Origin of the sequence: Microbulbifer sp., from assembly GCF_051659245.1 — a bacterium.
Lineage (GTDB): Bacteria > Pseudomonadota > Gammaproteobacteria > Pseudomonadales > Cellvibrionaceae > Microbulbifer.
The window spans coordinates 1-12,729 of record NZ_JBOFOC010000145.1 but is presented as its reverse complement, the minus strand read 5'-3'; the positions used below and the strand labels follow the sequence as shown (position 1 = coordinate 12,729).

General features: G+C 61.5%; 14 protein-coding genes. 7 read left to right on the top strand and 7 right to left on the bottom strand.

The genetic code is table 11. The features are described from left to right. Nucleotides 1-220: 220 nt before the first annotated feature. From ACRC0P_RS14720 to ACRC0P_RS14705, 4 genes are all read left to right on the top strand, one after another. A complete protein-coding gene (locus ACRC0P_RS14720; protein WP_438632059.1) occupies nucleotides 221-601 on the top strand; it encodes a DUF423 domain-containing protein in 381 nt (126 codons plus the stop codon). Between the two features lie 52 nt (nucleotides 602-653). Then, entirely contained in the window at nucleotides 654-1,160 is a 507-nt protein-coding gene (locus tag ACRC0P_RS14715; RefSeq protein ID WP_438632058.1) for a hypothetical protein, read from the top strand. 291 nt (nucleotides 1,161-1,451) lie between these two features. Continuing rightward, the gene (gene trmB / locus ACRC0P_RS14710) at nucleotides 1,452-2,081 is read left to right on the top strand and encodes a tRNA (guanosine(46)-N7)-methyltransferase TrmB (RefSeq protein ID WP_438632060.1); all 630 of its coding nucleotides are present in this window, start codon (nucleotides 1,452-1,454) and stop codon (nucleotides 2,079-2,081) included. Between the two features lie 173 nt (nucleotides 2,082-2,254). After that, on the top strand, nucleotides 2,255-3,085 hold the full coding sequence (locus tag ACRC0P_RS14705; protein WP_438632057.1) for an outer membrane beta-barrel protein: 831 nt from the start codon (nucleotides 2,255-2,257) through the stop codon (nucleotides 3,083-3,085). A gap of 45 nt (nucleotides 3,086-3,130) precedes the next feature. On the opposite strand, the gene ACRC0P_RS14700 is transcribed toward ACRC0P_RS14705, so the two are convergent. Continuing rightward, entirely contained in the window at nucleotides 3,131-5,035 is a 1,905-nt protein-coding gene (locus ACRC0P_RS14700; protein WP_438632056.1) for an ABC-F family ATP-binding cassette domain-containing protein, read from the bottom strand. A 68-nt stretch (nucleotides 5,036-5,103) separates the two neighbouring features. Here ACRC0P_RS14700 and ACRC0P_RS14695 point away from each other — a divergent pair, with 68 nt between their 5' ends. Beyond that, the gene (locus tag ACRC0P_RS14695; protein ID WP_438632055.1) at nucleotides 5,104-5,589 is read left to right on the top strand and encodes a TIGR02444 family protein; all 486 of its coding nucleotides are present in this window, start codon (nucleotides 5,104-5,106) and stop codon (nucleotides 5,587-5,589) included. 6 nt (nucleotides 5,590-5,595) lie between these two features. Here ACRC0P_RS14695 and ACRC0P_RS14690 read toward each other — a convergent pair whose 3' ends face one another. After that, nucleotides 5,596-6,687 (bottom strand): histidine kinase, encoded by a 1,092-nt coding sequence (locus ACRC0P_RS14690; RefSeq protein WP_438632054.1) that lies wholly within the window; start codon nucleotides 6,685-6,687, stop codon nucleotides 5,596-5,598. 455 nt (nucleotides 6,688-7,142) lie between these two features. Here ACRC0P_RS14690 and ACRC0P_RS14685 point away from each other — a divergent pair, with 455 nt between their 5' ends. Beyond that, nucleotides 7,143-7,943: an FKBP-type peptidyl-prolyl cis-trans isomerase gene (locus ACRC0P_RS14685; protein ID WP_438632053.1), complete on the top strand. Its 801-nt coding sequence runs from the start codon at nucleotides 7,143-7,145 to the stop codon at nucleotides 7,941-7,943. A gap of 139 nt (nucleotides 7,944-8,082) precedes the next feature. On the opposite strand, the gene rsd is transcribed toward ACRC0P_RS14685, so the two are convergent. Next, complete coding sequence (gene rsd / locus ACRC0P_RS14680; RefSeq protein ID WP_438632052.1) at nucleotides 8,083-8,550, bottom strand: sigma D regulator; 468 nt, start codon at nucleotides 8,548-8,550, stop codon at nucleotides 8,083-8,085. 120 nt (nucleotides 8,551-8,670) lie between these two features. Between rsd and ACRC0P_RS14675 the strand changes: the two genes are divergently transcribed. Next, complete coding sequence (locus ACRC0P_RS14675) at nucleotides 8,671-9,309, top strand: FMN-binding negative transcriptional regulator (protein WP_438632051.1); 639 nt, start codon at nucleotides 8,671-8,673, stop codon at nucleotides 9,307-9,309. A gap of 93 nt (nucleotides 9,310-9,402) precedes the next feature. Here the strand turns inward: ACRC0P_RS14675 and ACRC0P_RS14670 are convergent, their stop codons facing one another. Genes ACRC0P_RS14670 through ACRC0P_RS14655 form a run of 4 tightly spaced genes read right to left on the bottom strand, consistent with a single transcriptional unit; the run spans nucleotide 9,403 to nucleotide 12,590 of the window. Continuing rightward, on the bottom strand, nucleotides 9,403-9,894 hold the full coding sequence (locus tag ACRC0P_RS14670) for a disulfide bond formation protein B (protein ID WP_438632050.1): 492 nt from the start codon (nucleotides 9,892-9,894) through the stop codon (nucleotides 9,403-9,405). 3 nt (nucleotides 9,895-9,897) lie between these two features. Further along, nucleotides 9,898-10,506, bottom strand: a complete 609-nt coding sequence (locus ACRC0P_RS14665; RefSeq protein ID WP_438632049.1) for an ACP phosphodiesterase — start codon at nucleotides 10,504-10,506, stop codon at nucleotides 9,898-9,900. Between the two features lie 15 nt (nucleotides 10,507-10,521). Then, the gene (gshA, locus tag ACRC0P_RS14660; protein ID WP_438632048.1) at nucleotides 10,522-12,105 is read right to left on the bottom strand and encodes a glutamate--cysteine ligase; all 1,584 of its coding nucleotides are present in this window, start codon (nucleotides 12,103-12,105) and stop codon (nucleotides 10,522-10,524) included. Nucleotides 12,106-12,155: 50 nt separating this feature from the next. Continuing rightward, a complete protein-coding gene (locus ACRC0P_RS14655; RefSeq protein WP_438632047.1) occupies nucleotides 12,156-12,590 on the bottom strand; it encodes a hypothetical protein in 435 nt (144 codons plus the stop codon). Nucleotides 12,591-12,729 lie beyond the last annotated feature (139 nt).

The following is a 12,729-nucleotide window of genomic DNA, read 5'->3' as shown; positions in this document are numbered from 1 at the left end:
CGCTCCGATTACATCTTGTCGGCGCCAAAGGCGACCACGTAGAGAAGCCTGAAACTCAGTAACAGCTGTCCAGTGCAAAAACCAGATTAGTGGTTGACTTCAGGGGCCGCTTTAGAGAAGCGGCCCATGGCCGCGATCGACCTTTCCGACTCTACTTTGCCTGCTATCCCGATCGCGGCCATGGGCCGCTCCTACAGGTGCCAAATCAAAAGGAAAAACCATGGCAAAACTCTATCTATTGATCGCCGCCTTTTTCGGCGGCACCGGCGTCGTACTCGGTGCCTTCGGCGCCCACGGCCTGCGCGGCAAAATCGCCGAGAATCTGCTGGAAGCCTACAAAACCGGTGTGCTCTACCAGATGCTGCACGCGCTGGCACTGCTCGGCATCGCACTGCTGATCCGCCACTGGGGCGAGAAGACATCGCTGTTAGTGAGCGGTGGGCTGTTCGCGCTGGGCATACTGCTGTTCTCCGGCAGCCTCTACGCCCTGGCCTTCGGCGGCCCCCGCTGGCTGGGTCCGGTTACCCCGCTGGGCGGCCTGGCGTTGATCGGCGGCTGGACGGCGCTGTTCGTCGCCGCGCTCAGTTATTCTCGCTCATAAATAACGTCTATAATTTACGAAATTCAAATTCAATCAAGTGGCATTAGAAAAAATGAAAAGAATAATTTTCCTGATCTCGGTTCTAATTTTCTCTGGCTGTTCCGGCAATCCACCTATCGCAGGAAGAAAAATAGAAGAAAATAGAAACACTGAATTGTTGTACTTAATTCCGGCGAAATTTTCGGATAATTTGAGTGTTTCGAAAATTGAAAAAGAATGTTCAATGTTATTATCTTTAACTGATTCGGTATTGGCCTACGCAAACGACAATTCCTTAAATATTGAATATAGAGAGGATCTCTCTGAAGTAGATGAAGATCAGAGCGTTTTGCGTATAGAATATGAAGAAATAATCCCTCATCAGTGGAGGCCGTTTGCAGTCCGACCGAGTTCAGTAGCGACTGTAAAGGCGGAAATTGTGAGAGGTTCCGAAGTGATTGATATTACGAGTAAGCGTATAGGGTCCGGTGTAGCGTTTGGTGCTTGCGATAGACTTGAAAAAATAGCAGTTTCTGGCGGGACATATATCGCAAAGTGGGCAGCTAATAGTTCTTATTAGATGATCATTAATGGGGGGGAGCGCAACCTCCCCTTCCGCTTCATTGGCAATAATTGTTAAGCTTAATTAAAGTGTGAGAAGCTGCAAAATAGCAGTATAAGGTGGTTGGCGCTATTTCTTGCCTGTGGCTTTATTAGTTCTGTCCAAGCCGTACACAGATTGTTGCTAAAATCAGCTTTTATCTTTTGCATCAGAGGTCGCGAAGTGCAAGACGAAACCACGGAAGAATTTCCCTACCGCACCGAATACAAGAAGAAATCCATCCGCAGCTATGTGATTCGCGCCGGGCGCATGACCGAGGGCCAGCGCCGCGCTTTTGACAATTACTGGGGAGCATACGGCCTGTCCCTGTTCGACGGCCCGCTGGAGCCGCGCGCAGTTTTCCGCCGCGAGGCGCCGCTGGTGCTGGAGATCGGTTTCGGCATGGGCGATTCGCTGCTGGCCATGGCCGAGGCGGAACCGGACAAGGATTTTATCGGCATCGAAGTGCACCCGCCCGGTGTCGGCCGGCTGATCAACAATGCCGGCAAACTGGGACTGAAAAACCTGCGGGTGTATATGGCCGATGCGGTGGACGTGCTGAACGACTGCATCGCCGATGGGTCGCTGGATCGTTTCCAACTCTATTTCCCCGACCCCTGGCACAAGAAGAAGCACCACAAGCGCCGCATCGTACAGCCGGAGTTCGTGCGCCTGATCTGCGCAAAACTGAAAGCCGGCGGCCTGCTGCATATGGCCACCGACTGGGAAAACTACGCAGAGCATATGCTCGAAGTGCTGGAGGCGGAGCCGCTGCTGGAAAACACCGCGGGCAAAAACCGTTATTCCGGGCGCCCGGAATTCCGCCCGGAGACCAAGTTCGAGCGCCGTGGCCAGCGTCTCGGCCACGGCGTCTGGGATCTGCTGTACCGGCGCCGCTGAGGAGAGCCGCGCCTCATCCGGTCGCAGGGGCGTGCAATCGAGTCCATTGGTGCGCCATTGCGCCGCGCAATGTCTGCTATCTTCAAACAGGTCAGGGAAAACCTGCAGCGCAAATGCTATAGGTTTGCCCAGGCAGTGTTTAATACCGGTAAAAGGAACTTCCGGAGCGATAAATGATAAAACGCCGCTCTTGCCCGCTTATTCTCCATGCTGTTCTGGTGTCGCTGGCGATTTCCGTCGCGCCGGCGCACGCCGACCTGGAGGGCACGCTGAATCTCTACCTCAACGGCGGCTACTACTGGTTCGACAGCGACCGGTTGGACGGCACCCCCTTTCACGGGCTGGAGCCGGAGGACACCTGGGGCGGCGGTTTCGGCTTCGGCTACAACGTCACCGACCGCTGGGCGCTGGAAGGGGTCTACCACGTCTTCACCGTGAGTGTGGAGGGTATCGACGAAAAGCTGGACGGCAGCAACTACCACATGGATCTCCTTTACCAGTTTGCCGGGCGCTTCTGCGGCAATCTCTGCTGGCAGCCCTACGTGGCCTTCGGAGTGGGGGAATTTCGCGTGGATTTCGACGAAGTCGATCTACTGGTCTGGGATGAATATCTGCTGGACCCGTTCCTGGAGGATCACGACCGCCAGACCATGGTGAACCTGGGACTGGGAGTCAAATACCAACTGGGGCCGCGCTGGCAGGCGCGGGCGGATGCGCGCGCCTTCCAGGGCATCGAGGAGGGCGGCCTGGACGGCCACATCAGTTTGAGCATCGGCTACCAGTGGATCGACGACCTGGTGATACTGCGCGACCGCGACGCGGACGGGGTCCTGGATGATGCGGATTACTGCCCGCAGACGCCCATCGGTGTGGATGTGGGCCTGGACGGCTGCCCGGTGGATTCCGACCGCGACGGCGTGCCCAACTACCTGGACGTATGCCCCACAACACCGCTGGGAACCCCTGTGTACGAGGACGGTTGCCCGCAATTGTGGACCGAATAAAATTCAATCGTAGGGCTGTAGAAGTGAACAAGATTCGCCCCTGCGTCAGGCACCGCGGGCACCTTCCAACTGCTCGGAAATTTCCAGCCACTGCATTTCCAACGCGTCCAGCGCCTCGCGCTGTTGTGACTGCTCGCGGTTGAGGCGGGCTATCTCTTCCTGCTGGCCGCCGCTGTACAGGCTCTCATCCGCCAGCTGGTTTTCCAGTTCGGCCAGCTTCTTCTCCGCGCGCGCCATCTGCTGTTCGATGCGCTTCAGTTTGTCGGTGAGCGGTTTCAGTTGTTCCCGCAGTGCGGCGGCGGCGCGGCGCTGGGCCTTTTTGTCGTCCGCCGGTTTTTCGTCGCCGGGGGATTTCTCTTCCGCCTTTTCGCCGCGCCTGAAGGCCAGCAGCCACTGTCTGTAATCCTCCAGATCGCCGGCGTAGGGTTCCGCGCGGCCATCCGCCACCAGCAGGAACTCGTCGGTGGTGTTGGCCAGCAGGTGGCGGTCGTGGGACACCAGCACCACTGCGCCGGGAAATTCCGCCAGCGCCAGGGTGAGCGCGTGGCGCATCTCCAGATCCAGGTGGTTGGTGGGCTCGTCCAGCAACAGCAGGTTGGGTTTCTGCCAGGCGAGAATCGCCAGTGCCAGCCGCGCCTTTTCGCCGCCGGAAAAGTCCGCCACCGCTTCGAAGGCGCGGTCGCCGGCAAAACCGTAGCCACCGAGGAAATCCCGAAGCGACTGCTCGCTCGCTTCCGGGGACAGCCGCTGCAGGTGCAACACGGGTGAGGCGGCGCCATCCAGCGCCTCCAACTGGTGCTGGGCGAAGTAACCGATCGCCAGGTGTTCGCCGCACAGGCGCTCGCCGCCGATCAACGGCAACTCCCCCGCCAGGGTTTTGATCAGCGAGGATTTGCCCGCGCCATTGGGGCCCAGCAGGCCGATGCGGCGCCCGGGCTGGATACCCAACTGCACCCGGTGCAGTACGACCTTTCCCCGGTAGCCGATATCCGCCTCGCGCAGGTCGATCAGCGGGTCGGACGTTTTGTCGGCGGCGGGGAGCGTGAAGTGAAAAGGTGAGTCGGCGTGCGCCGGCGCTATCTGCACCATGCGGTCCAGTGCCTTGAGGCGGCTCTGGGCCTGTTTCGCCTTGGTCGCCTTGGCGCGGAAGCGGCGCACGAAATCCTCCATATGCGCCCGCTCCGCCTGTTGTTTCTCATACTGGGCCTGCTGTTGCGCCAGGCGCTCGGCGCGCGCGCGCTCGAAGGCACTGTAGTTGCCGCTGTACAGGCGCAACTGACGATGTTCGAAGCTGACGATGCCGTCCACCACCGCGTCGAGAAAATCCCGGTCGTGGGAGATGACCAGCAGGGTACCGGGAAAGCGCTGCAGCCACTGTTCCAGCCACAGGGTGGCGTCCAGGTCCAAGTGGTTGGTGGGTTCGTCGAGCAGCATCAGGTCCGCCGGGCACATCAGCGCCCGGGCCAGGTTCAGGCGAATGCGCCAGCCGCCGGAGAAGCTGCTGACCGGGCGCTGCTGGTCGGCGTGCGCGAAACCGAGGCCATCGAGCAGCTGCGCCGCGCGGGCCGGACCGCTGTAGCCGTCGATCGCCGCCATGCGCTCGTGCAGTTCGCCGAGCTCGCGGCCGCCGATATCGCCGCCGCTCTCAGCCTGTTGCAGCTTCCGTTGCAGCCGGCGCAGTTCGTCGTCGCCGTCGAGCACATAGTCCAGGCCGCTCTGCTCGCCGGCGGCCACTTCCTGGGCCATATGCGCGATGCGCCAGCCGGCGGGGAGCTCCACTTGGCCGCTGTCGCTGTCCAGTTGGCGCAGCAGCAGTTTGAACAGGCTGGACTTGCCACAGCCGTTGGGTCCGATGATGCCCACCTTGTGGCCGGGAAAGATACGGCAGTCCGCGTTTTGCAGCAGTTCGCGGCCGCCCATTTGCAGGGAAACGCCTTGCAGATTGATCAACTAAAACCTCTGTAGTCTGGAGCCTGGAGTGCTAGGCTATCGACGTAATAAATGGCCGGGATTCTACCGTGACAAAATCCGCACCTCCATCGTCGCCGCTGGAAAACCCCCTGTGGCAATTCTGCCTGGACTTTTATCGCCAGCCCCAGGTCGAGGAATTCCTGCTGGAGTGCCAGGACGGCCGGGGGGCAGACGTGTGCCTGTTGCTCTGGGCCAGCTACGCGGAGGCCGGTGGCCGGCGGCTCAGCGAGGATAGCTGGCGTGTGGCGGACAGCGGCCTGGCGCCGCGACGGCGGATGATTTCCAGCGTGCGCCACCTGCGCCGCTGGCTCGGAAACATGCGGCCGCGCACCCAATGGCTCTACGACTACTGCAAAGGCTATGAGCAAAAACTGGAACAGCGCCAGCTGGCGGCACTGTGGAAATTGCAGGAGGAGAGCTGGCCGGAGGATCGCCCGGCCCTGGAGCTGGCGGGACAGCAATACGGGTTGCCGCAAAAAGATCAGGCCCGCTGGGCGGGCCTGATCGAAGCCTTTAAATCCGGTTCCCGTTAGCGGGAATTACTCGTCGCCGGACTTCTCGCTGGCGAACAGGCTGTTGGGCGGTGTCGCCGGAGTGATGGTCGGCTTGGGCTCGGGAGAGGGTTTTTGCTCCCCGGTCGGCTCAGAGCTGCCGACGGGACGGGGCTCCGGTGTTTTGCCCTGGATCGGTGCACTGCCGGATGGAGTGCTCTCCGGTTGCTTTTCCGCCGGGGAAACCGGTTTGGGCTCGGCGGCGGGCTTCTCGGGCTTGGGTTCGGCGGGTTTCGCCGCCTCTGCGGAGGGGGCCTTTTTCACCTCGGGCTTCTGGCTCTTCGGCTCGGTCGCGGCTGGTTTTCCGGCGGGGGTTTTTTTGGCCGCCGGCCTGGAGGCCGCGGACTTGCCGGCGGCCTTCTCGGCCGGGGCCTTGGCAATGGAGGGTTTCTTGGCCGGAGCCTTTTTGCGGGTGGCCTTGGTTACCGCTGTTTTCTTCGTTTTGGCTTTCTTTGTCTCGGCTTTCTTCGTTTCGGCTTTCTTTGCGGCAGTTTTCTTCGTTTTGGCTTTCTTTGTCTCGGCTTTCTTCGTTTCGGCTTTCTTTGCGGCAGTTTTCTTCGCAGCGGTTTTCTTGGGCGCCGCTTTTTTGGCCGGGGCCTTTTTCGCGGTGGTCTTCTTTGCCGCGGTCTTTGTCGCGGATTTTTTCGCAGTCGCTTTCTTCTTCTTGGCTTTGGTTTTGCCGGCGGCGGCTTTTTCGGCTTTGGCCGCTACCTTGCCGAGACCGTCCGCGAGCTTTTTCTCCAGCTTGGCCGACGCCTCCGCCTGCTTGGCTTCGGCGGCATCCTCCTTGGCCTGTTGCAGGGTCTCAGTCAGTTTGGCGACGGCGGCCTTGGCGGCGTCCAGGCGCTTTTGCACGGCGGCGGTCTTGCTTTTCTTTGCCGCGGTGCGGGCGCTGGCGAGCCTGGTCTTGGCCTTGGACAATTTGCTCTGGGCTGCGGTCACTGCCTTGCCGGCTTTTTGTACCGCTTTGCCGGCGTCGGCGACCTGCTTGGCCCGGGCCTTGTCCAGTTGAGTGGTGAGCTTGGCGATTTGAGCTTCCAGCTCCGCGACCTTGTCCAGAGTTTTTCGTTTGGCAGCCATGAGTTGATATCCTGAGGTTTACGATCTAGTCGGTACACCCGGGCGGCGCAGACACCCGGCGTTTTATACGGTCGAGCCGCTATTACAGACCCACACCCTGGCCAGCCCCGTTGGCTGGTCCGCTGCACCGGCAGTGTCAATCCACTCCAAAGCGTGCCGGAACAACCGGTGGAGAGCCGATAATAGCGCTGTTGTTGGTGAAGTGCATCCCTGCACTTCACACCCCGCGGGACAGTCGGGTATGTACAAATCAGCTGTCTCTGTCGATTAGTGTGAAGTGGATCCACAGTATGGACCAGCGTGCCGGTGTGCACCTCCAGCCGCCATGGGTTAGACTTGGCGGGGACCGGCCGCTACCGGCCGAGCGCTTCTGCGATGATCTTGAGTCGCTTCTTTGCGTTGGCCAACTGGCCACACGATTAAACAAATACATCACGGATAAAGAGACAATTCCCATGAACAAATATCCTCTGGCTGCAGCAGTTGCCCTGGGCCTCGCGCTGGTCGGCTGTGACCAACAGAAATCCGAGCAGGCGAGCGAGGAGGTTGCCCTGGAGACCCAGGAGCAAAAGGTCAGCTACATCATCGCCGAAGATATGGCCAAGCGCCTGAAGTCCCAGGAGGTGGAACTGGATCCGCAGGTGGTGCTGATGGCACTGGACGATGTGGCCAACGACCGCGAGTCGCGCATATCCGATGAGGACAAGCAGCAGGTCATCGCGGTCTTCCAGGAAGAGATGCAGGCCAAGCAGAAGCAGATGCTGGCCGACCAGGAGAAAGAATTCAAAGCGAAGGCGGAGCAGAACCTGGCGGAAGGCAAGGCGTTCCTCGAGGAGAATGCCAAGAAGGAGGGGGTGGTTACCACCGACTCCGGCCTGCAGTACAAGGTGATCAAAGAGGGCAGTGGCGAATCCCCGAGTGCCGACAGCACCGTGGAAGTGGACTACAAGGGCACCCTGATCGACGGCACCGAGTTCGATAGTTCCTACTCCCGCGGCGAGCCGGTACAGTTTCCGGTGACCGGTGTGATCAAGGGCTGGACCGAGGCCCTGCAGATGATGAAGGAAGGCGCCAAGTGGGAACTGTATATTCCGTCCGACCTGGCCTACGGCCCCGGCGGCGCCGGCGGTCTGATCGGCCCCAATGCCACGCTGATTTTTGAGATTGAGCTGCACAAGGCCAATGTGCAGGCCGATGGCGGTGAGGAGTCCTCCGAGGGAGAGCAGCAGCCGGAGGGCGGCGCCCAGCAAGAGTAAGGCTGTTCACCTGCGATCATAAAAAGGGGCTCTCCGGAGCCCTTTTTTATACCGGCTGAAAATGTAGTGGCGAATCCTGGATTGTCCTCTACATCAACATCTTCGCATCAGACACTTGCTTAAGTGAGCAGTATTACGTTCAGGCCAGTTGATTCTTGTGCGCCGTGTGCAACAGCGCAATCATCTGGTCCTCGGAACTGAAGCGGGTTTCCAGCGCCTCACCCAGTTGGGACAGGTCGCGCTGCAGCGCGGCGAGGTCGTCGGTCTCCTGGTACTTGTCGTTGAAGTCCACGGCGACATCGGTGGTGTCGTCGATTTCCCGGTAAAGCTGGCGCGCTGTCTCCAGGCCCTGCTTGTCGCCGAACGCCTTTCCCTCGTGGATCAGTTGTTCGTACACCTCGAAGTGGCCGGCGGAGACATAGTCCACCAGCTGCTGGCAGAGCTGGCGCACATTCTCCTCGGCTTCGGCATCGCCCTCGGCGATTTCCTTTTTTTGCGAGAGCGCGCAGAAGCGCACCAGCAGCTCCTGGCGCGAGTGCAGCCAGCGATCGATGATCTCGCTTACGCCTCCCCAGCGCTCGCGCGCCGATTTGCAATTCTCCAGCATCTCCGGGTTTTCCTTTGTGACTTCTAACAGCTTTCTGCAAGATAGGAGATTCCCACGCCGCCGGCAAGGAACTGAGCGCATTCTGCGCCAGATAGATACCAACTGATAAGGAAGGAGTAAATGTACATACCCAGCAGCTTTCGCCAGGACGATATGGCGGCTCTGCACCAGTTGATGCGCGATCGCCCGCTGGCAACCCTGGTGACCGGTTCGCCGGATGGTCCCAACGCCAACCATATTCCCCTACAGTTGGTCGCCGGGCCGGGTTCCCGCGGTGTACTGCGCGGGCACATAGCGCGGGCCAATCCGCTGGCGCGGGAAGCGGAGCGGCCGCTGCAGGCGCTGGCGATATTCTGCGGTCCCGACAGCTATATCTCCCCCTCCTGGTATCCGGAGAAAGTCGAGCACGGCAAGGTAGTGCCCACCTGGAACTACGTGGCGGTGCACGCCCGCGGCAGCCTGCGAGTCGTGGATGACCCCCACTGGTTGAGAGAACAGCTGGAGGGGCTGACCGGACAGCAGGAAGCCGGGGCGCTAACCCCGTGGTCGGTGGCGGACGCGTCGGAGGACTTTATTGAAAAACTCTCCGCCGCCATCGTGGGAATAGAACTCAGCATCGATACGCTGGAGGGAAAGTGGAAAGTCAGCCAGAACCAGCGCCGGGTAACCCGTGAGGGCGTGGCGGATGGACTGAGGGAGCGGGCCGGCGATGGCGACGGGGATATGGCGGCGCTGGTCGAATCTGCAATCGGCGATTGATCCGCGCCGCGACTGTCAGGGACTGGGCAGTGTGCAACTGGCCGGTATCGCCGCACCGGCGAGCCGGTGGGCGGCGATCTTTGTCCTGGGTCTTCAGGGTTTGCGGAAGGCCTGCCAGGCGCCGAAGACGATCAGCCCGATAAAGCCCAGCGCGGCCCAGCCGGGTATGGAGATGCCCAGCAGCGTCCACTGCACTTCGGCGCAGTTGCCGTCGCCGGTGAGCAGGGTCTTGATCACATCGGATACCGGAAAGGATTCGAGCATATAGCTGATCCCCGGCCCGCAGGCGGGCACCTGGTCTTCCGGCAGGCTCTGCAGCCACAGCTGGCGGCCGGAAAAATAGAGGCCGCCCAGGGCCCAGAGAGAGACCAGCAGGCCGTAAATGCGCCGGCCGATGGTGGCCGGGTTGTGCAGAAAGGCGGCCAGCGATACCAGGCCCGCGCCCAGCAGCATCACCCGCTGGGTGATGCACAGCGGGCAGGGTTCGAGGCCGCGGATATATTCCAGGTAAAAGGCGGCACCGAGCAGGAATACCACGGCGAGAAAAGCCAGCAGGAAGGTGGTGCGCGGGTTGGGCAGCTTCATGATTTATTGTGTTCCGAATGATGTTTTTGAGTAGGACTGCCGGAACCCGGCGGCCTCCCGATTCAAATAGCCGAACAGTTCGGCGAAATTCCGTTCCAGAGCGGGGCGCCGGGCCAGCAGCTCCGGCAGAGCATCCTGCAGCGACACCGGGCGGCTGAGCCGCTGGCTCACCCGGGCGAGGCTCTGGGCGACCACCTGTTCGTCGCCGTAACTCTGCAGTAGTTTAAAGCGCTCGGCGCGCTCCATAAATGCCTGCGCGCGGGCGGGAATATAACCGCTGCGGCTGTGAAAGTGTCGCCAGCAGTCGCGGCAGAAATCCTCCAGCGGCTGCTGGTGCCACTCGCTCCACTGCCGGCTGAGCAGATGGTCGAACCAGATATCCAGAATGATGCCGGCGTAGCGCCGCCAGTGCGGGTCCAGTTGCGCCTGGGATTTCCGGTAGGCGGGGTGACTGTCGGTGAGCGCGTCGATGCGCCTGTGGAGGCGGATGCCCGCTTCTATGTCCGCCGGCAGTTCACCCTTTAACGGGCCCTTGACGAAATCCCCCAGCAGCCCGCCCAGGCGCCAGTCCGGCTCGGGGCCGGAGAGCAGCAGGTGGGCGAGGTAGTTCATCGCGAGGTCGCGGATTCAGCGCTGGCAGAAAATGTACTGTGCATAGTACTGGCCGAGGAAGTCCTCGAAAGTTCCCCTGTCCCCCGCTTCCACCTGCCGTTGTTTTTGCAGCGATTCCCCCGCCAGCTGTGCGAAATGCTGTTGCGAGGCTTCGTCCAGCGGGCGCTCGATGAAGTACTGGCGGTGCTGCTCCGCCTTGTCGGCGGCCCACTGGAAAAAGCTCTGCCCGCGCGTTTCCATTTCCGCCAGCATGTGCGCGGCCGGTGTGGCGGTTTCGCCGGTCACCTTGGCGCGCTGGATTTCCAGGCTGCGGCGGTAGTCGTCGTCGCCCCAGGCGCCGTCGAACAGGTCCGCCAGGGGCGCCATTTCGTCCAGCAGGCGCCCGGCCCAGACGCTGAGCTTCTGCTCGCCGCCGTTGTGGATCAGTTGGAGTTCCGGATCGCGGCCGCGGTAGACGATGCGATTCTGGTTTTCCTGCACCGCGCGGTAGTCGGCATTGTCGGTCTTGGGGCTGTCCCCCAGCAGGCAGTGCAACAGAAAGCAGTCGAGGAAGCGCATCTGCTGCGCGTCTATGCCCAGGGGTGAGAAGGGATTCAGGTCGAGGCAGCGCACCTCAATGTATTCCACTCCGCGGTTGGCCAGGGCGGATAGCGCCGTCTCGCCCATCTTCGCCGGGTTTTTGGGCCGGATGGGGGAATAGAATTCGTTCTCGATCTGCAGCAGGCCGGTGGACAGCTGCTGGTATTGGCCGCCCGCGTCCTTGACCCCGAGTTCGTGGTAAGGGGCGTAGGGCCTGCTGATCGCCGCGCACAGGGTGGAGAGGTAGCTGCACAGGTCGTTGTAGCAGACGATCAGCGTTTGCTGCGCCTCGCTGTTGTAGCCCAGGTCGCCCATGCGCAGCGAGGTGGCGTGGGGCGCGTAGAGGCTGTGCCCCTCGCTGTCGAAGGGCTCCAGGCCGTGCTCGCGGCCGTCCACAAAGCCGCCGCATACCGCCGGCGCGGCGCCGAACAGGTAGATCAGCAGCCAGTAATTGCGGCGGAAATTGCGGATCAGGTCGAAGTAGCGGCGGGTCTTGAAATCGCCCAGGGGCTCGTCGCTGCCCTCGCGCTCGTGCAGCCAGCTCCAGAAATCGTCCGGCAGCGAGAAGTTGTAGTGAATGCCGGCGATGGTCTGCATGGCGCGGCCGTAGCGCAAACCCAGCCCCAGGCGGTAGATGGTTTTCATGGTGCCGCTGTGGGAGCCGCCGTAGCGCGCCACCGGAATGTCCGGGTCGGCGCCGATGCGCGCGGGCATGGAGTTGACCCACAGGCGTTCGTCGCCGATCTGGCTGTAGGTGTAGCGGTGAATCCGGTCGAGGATCTGCAGCGCCTCTTCCGGGGTGGCCACCGGCGGAGTGATAAATTCCAGCAGCGCTTCGGAAAAATCGGTGGTGATGCAGTCGTGGGTCAGCGCCGAGCCCAGCGATGCCGGGTGGGGCGTCTGCGCCAGGTCGCCGTCCGGGGTGACCCGCAGGCTCTCTTTTTCGATACCGCGGCGAATGCCCTTCAGCAGTTGCAGCGATTGCGGCTGGGCCAGTGCGGCCAGATGACGATGGGGCACTCGGATCTCCTATTGAGCTGCCGCAGGTTCGGAGCGATATGGGGGCGACTTCAGCCCGCTTCAAGCGCCGCGGACCGCGACTCGTCCTCGCCCGGCTCTACCTCGGGCGGTTCCTCGGGGGAGATTTCCGGCGGTTCCTCGGGGGGGACTTCCGGCGGTTCCTCGGGGGTGATCTCCGGCGGTTCCTCAGGCTCCACTTCGGGGGCCTCCTCTGGCGGCACTTCCGGCGGCGTCTCCGTCGGGATTTCCCTTGGGTCCCCCAGGGCCTCTGCGGGCACCTGTGGCTGGCCCTTGCTGTTCAGCTCGCACTGCAGCAGTTCGATGCGCAGGCTGACATCGCGGGTGTTGGCTTCGAACATCTGGTTGATGGCGACATCCTTGTGTTCGCTGCGGAACAGGCGGCCGGCCTCGCGGCCGTCGATCCATTCGTTGCTTTTGCTAAGGAACTGCTGGTGCTGGTTGGTCAGCACGTAGACGTGACTCATGCGGCGGAACAACTTTAATGCTGTGACAGGAAGGCAGTGTACATTCAGAAGGCAGAGGACAGAAGACTGGGGACAGACGGGAATGACACTAATGTAGGAGCGGGCCATGCCCGCGATCGTCATCAGCTACGTAGCGAAG

Bases quoted from the DNA above. Each gene is read 5' to 3' on its own strand.
- rsd (WP_438632052.1), bottom strand. From the start codon at position 8,550: ATGCTGGAGAATTGCAAATCGGCGCGCGAGCGCTGGGGAGGCGTAAGC.
- ACRC0P_RS14670 (WP_438632050.1), bottom strand. From the start codon at position 9,894: ATGAAGCTGCCCAACCCGCGCACCACCTTCCTGCTGGCTTTTCTCGCC.
- trmB (WP_438632060.1), top strand. From the start codon at position 1,452: ATGACCGAGGGCCAGCGCCGCGCTTTTGACAATTACTGGGGAGCATAC.
- ACRC0P_RS14665 (WP_438632049.1), bottom strand. From the start codon at position 10,506: ATGAACTACCTCGCCCACCTGCTGCTCTCCGGCCCCGAGCCGGACTGG.
- ACRC0P_RS14685 (WP_438632053.1), top strand. From the start codon at position 7,143: ATGAACAAATATCCTCTGGCTGCAGCAGTTGCCCTGGGCCTCGCGCTG.
- ACRC0P_RS14720 (WP_438632059.1), top strand. From the start codon at position 221: ATGGCAAAACTCTATCTATTGATCGCCGCCTTTTTCGGCGGCACCGGC.
- ACRC0P_RS14705 (WP_438632057.1), top strand. From the start codon at position 2,255: ATGATAAAACGCCGCTCTTGCCCGCTTATTCTCCATGCTGTTCTGGTG.
- ACRC0P_RS14655 (WP_438632047.1), bottom strand. From the start codon at position 12,590: ATGAGTCACGTCTACGTGCTGACCAACCAGCACCAGCAGTTCCTTAGC.
- ACRC0P_RS14690 (WP_438632054.1), bottom strand. From the start codon at position 6,687: ATGGCTGCCAAACGAAAAACTCTGGACAAGGTCGCGGAGCTGGAAGCT.
- ACRC0P_RS14715 (WP_438632058.1), top strand. From the start codon at position 654: ATGAAAAGAATAATTTTCCTGATCTCGGTTCTAATTTTCTCTGGCTGT.
- ACRC0P_RS14675 (WP_438632051.1), top strand. From the start codon at position 8,671: ATGTACATACCCAGCAGCTTTCGCCAGGACGATATGGCGGCTCTGCAC.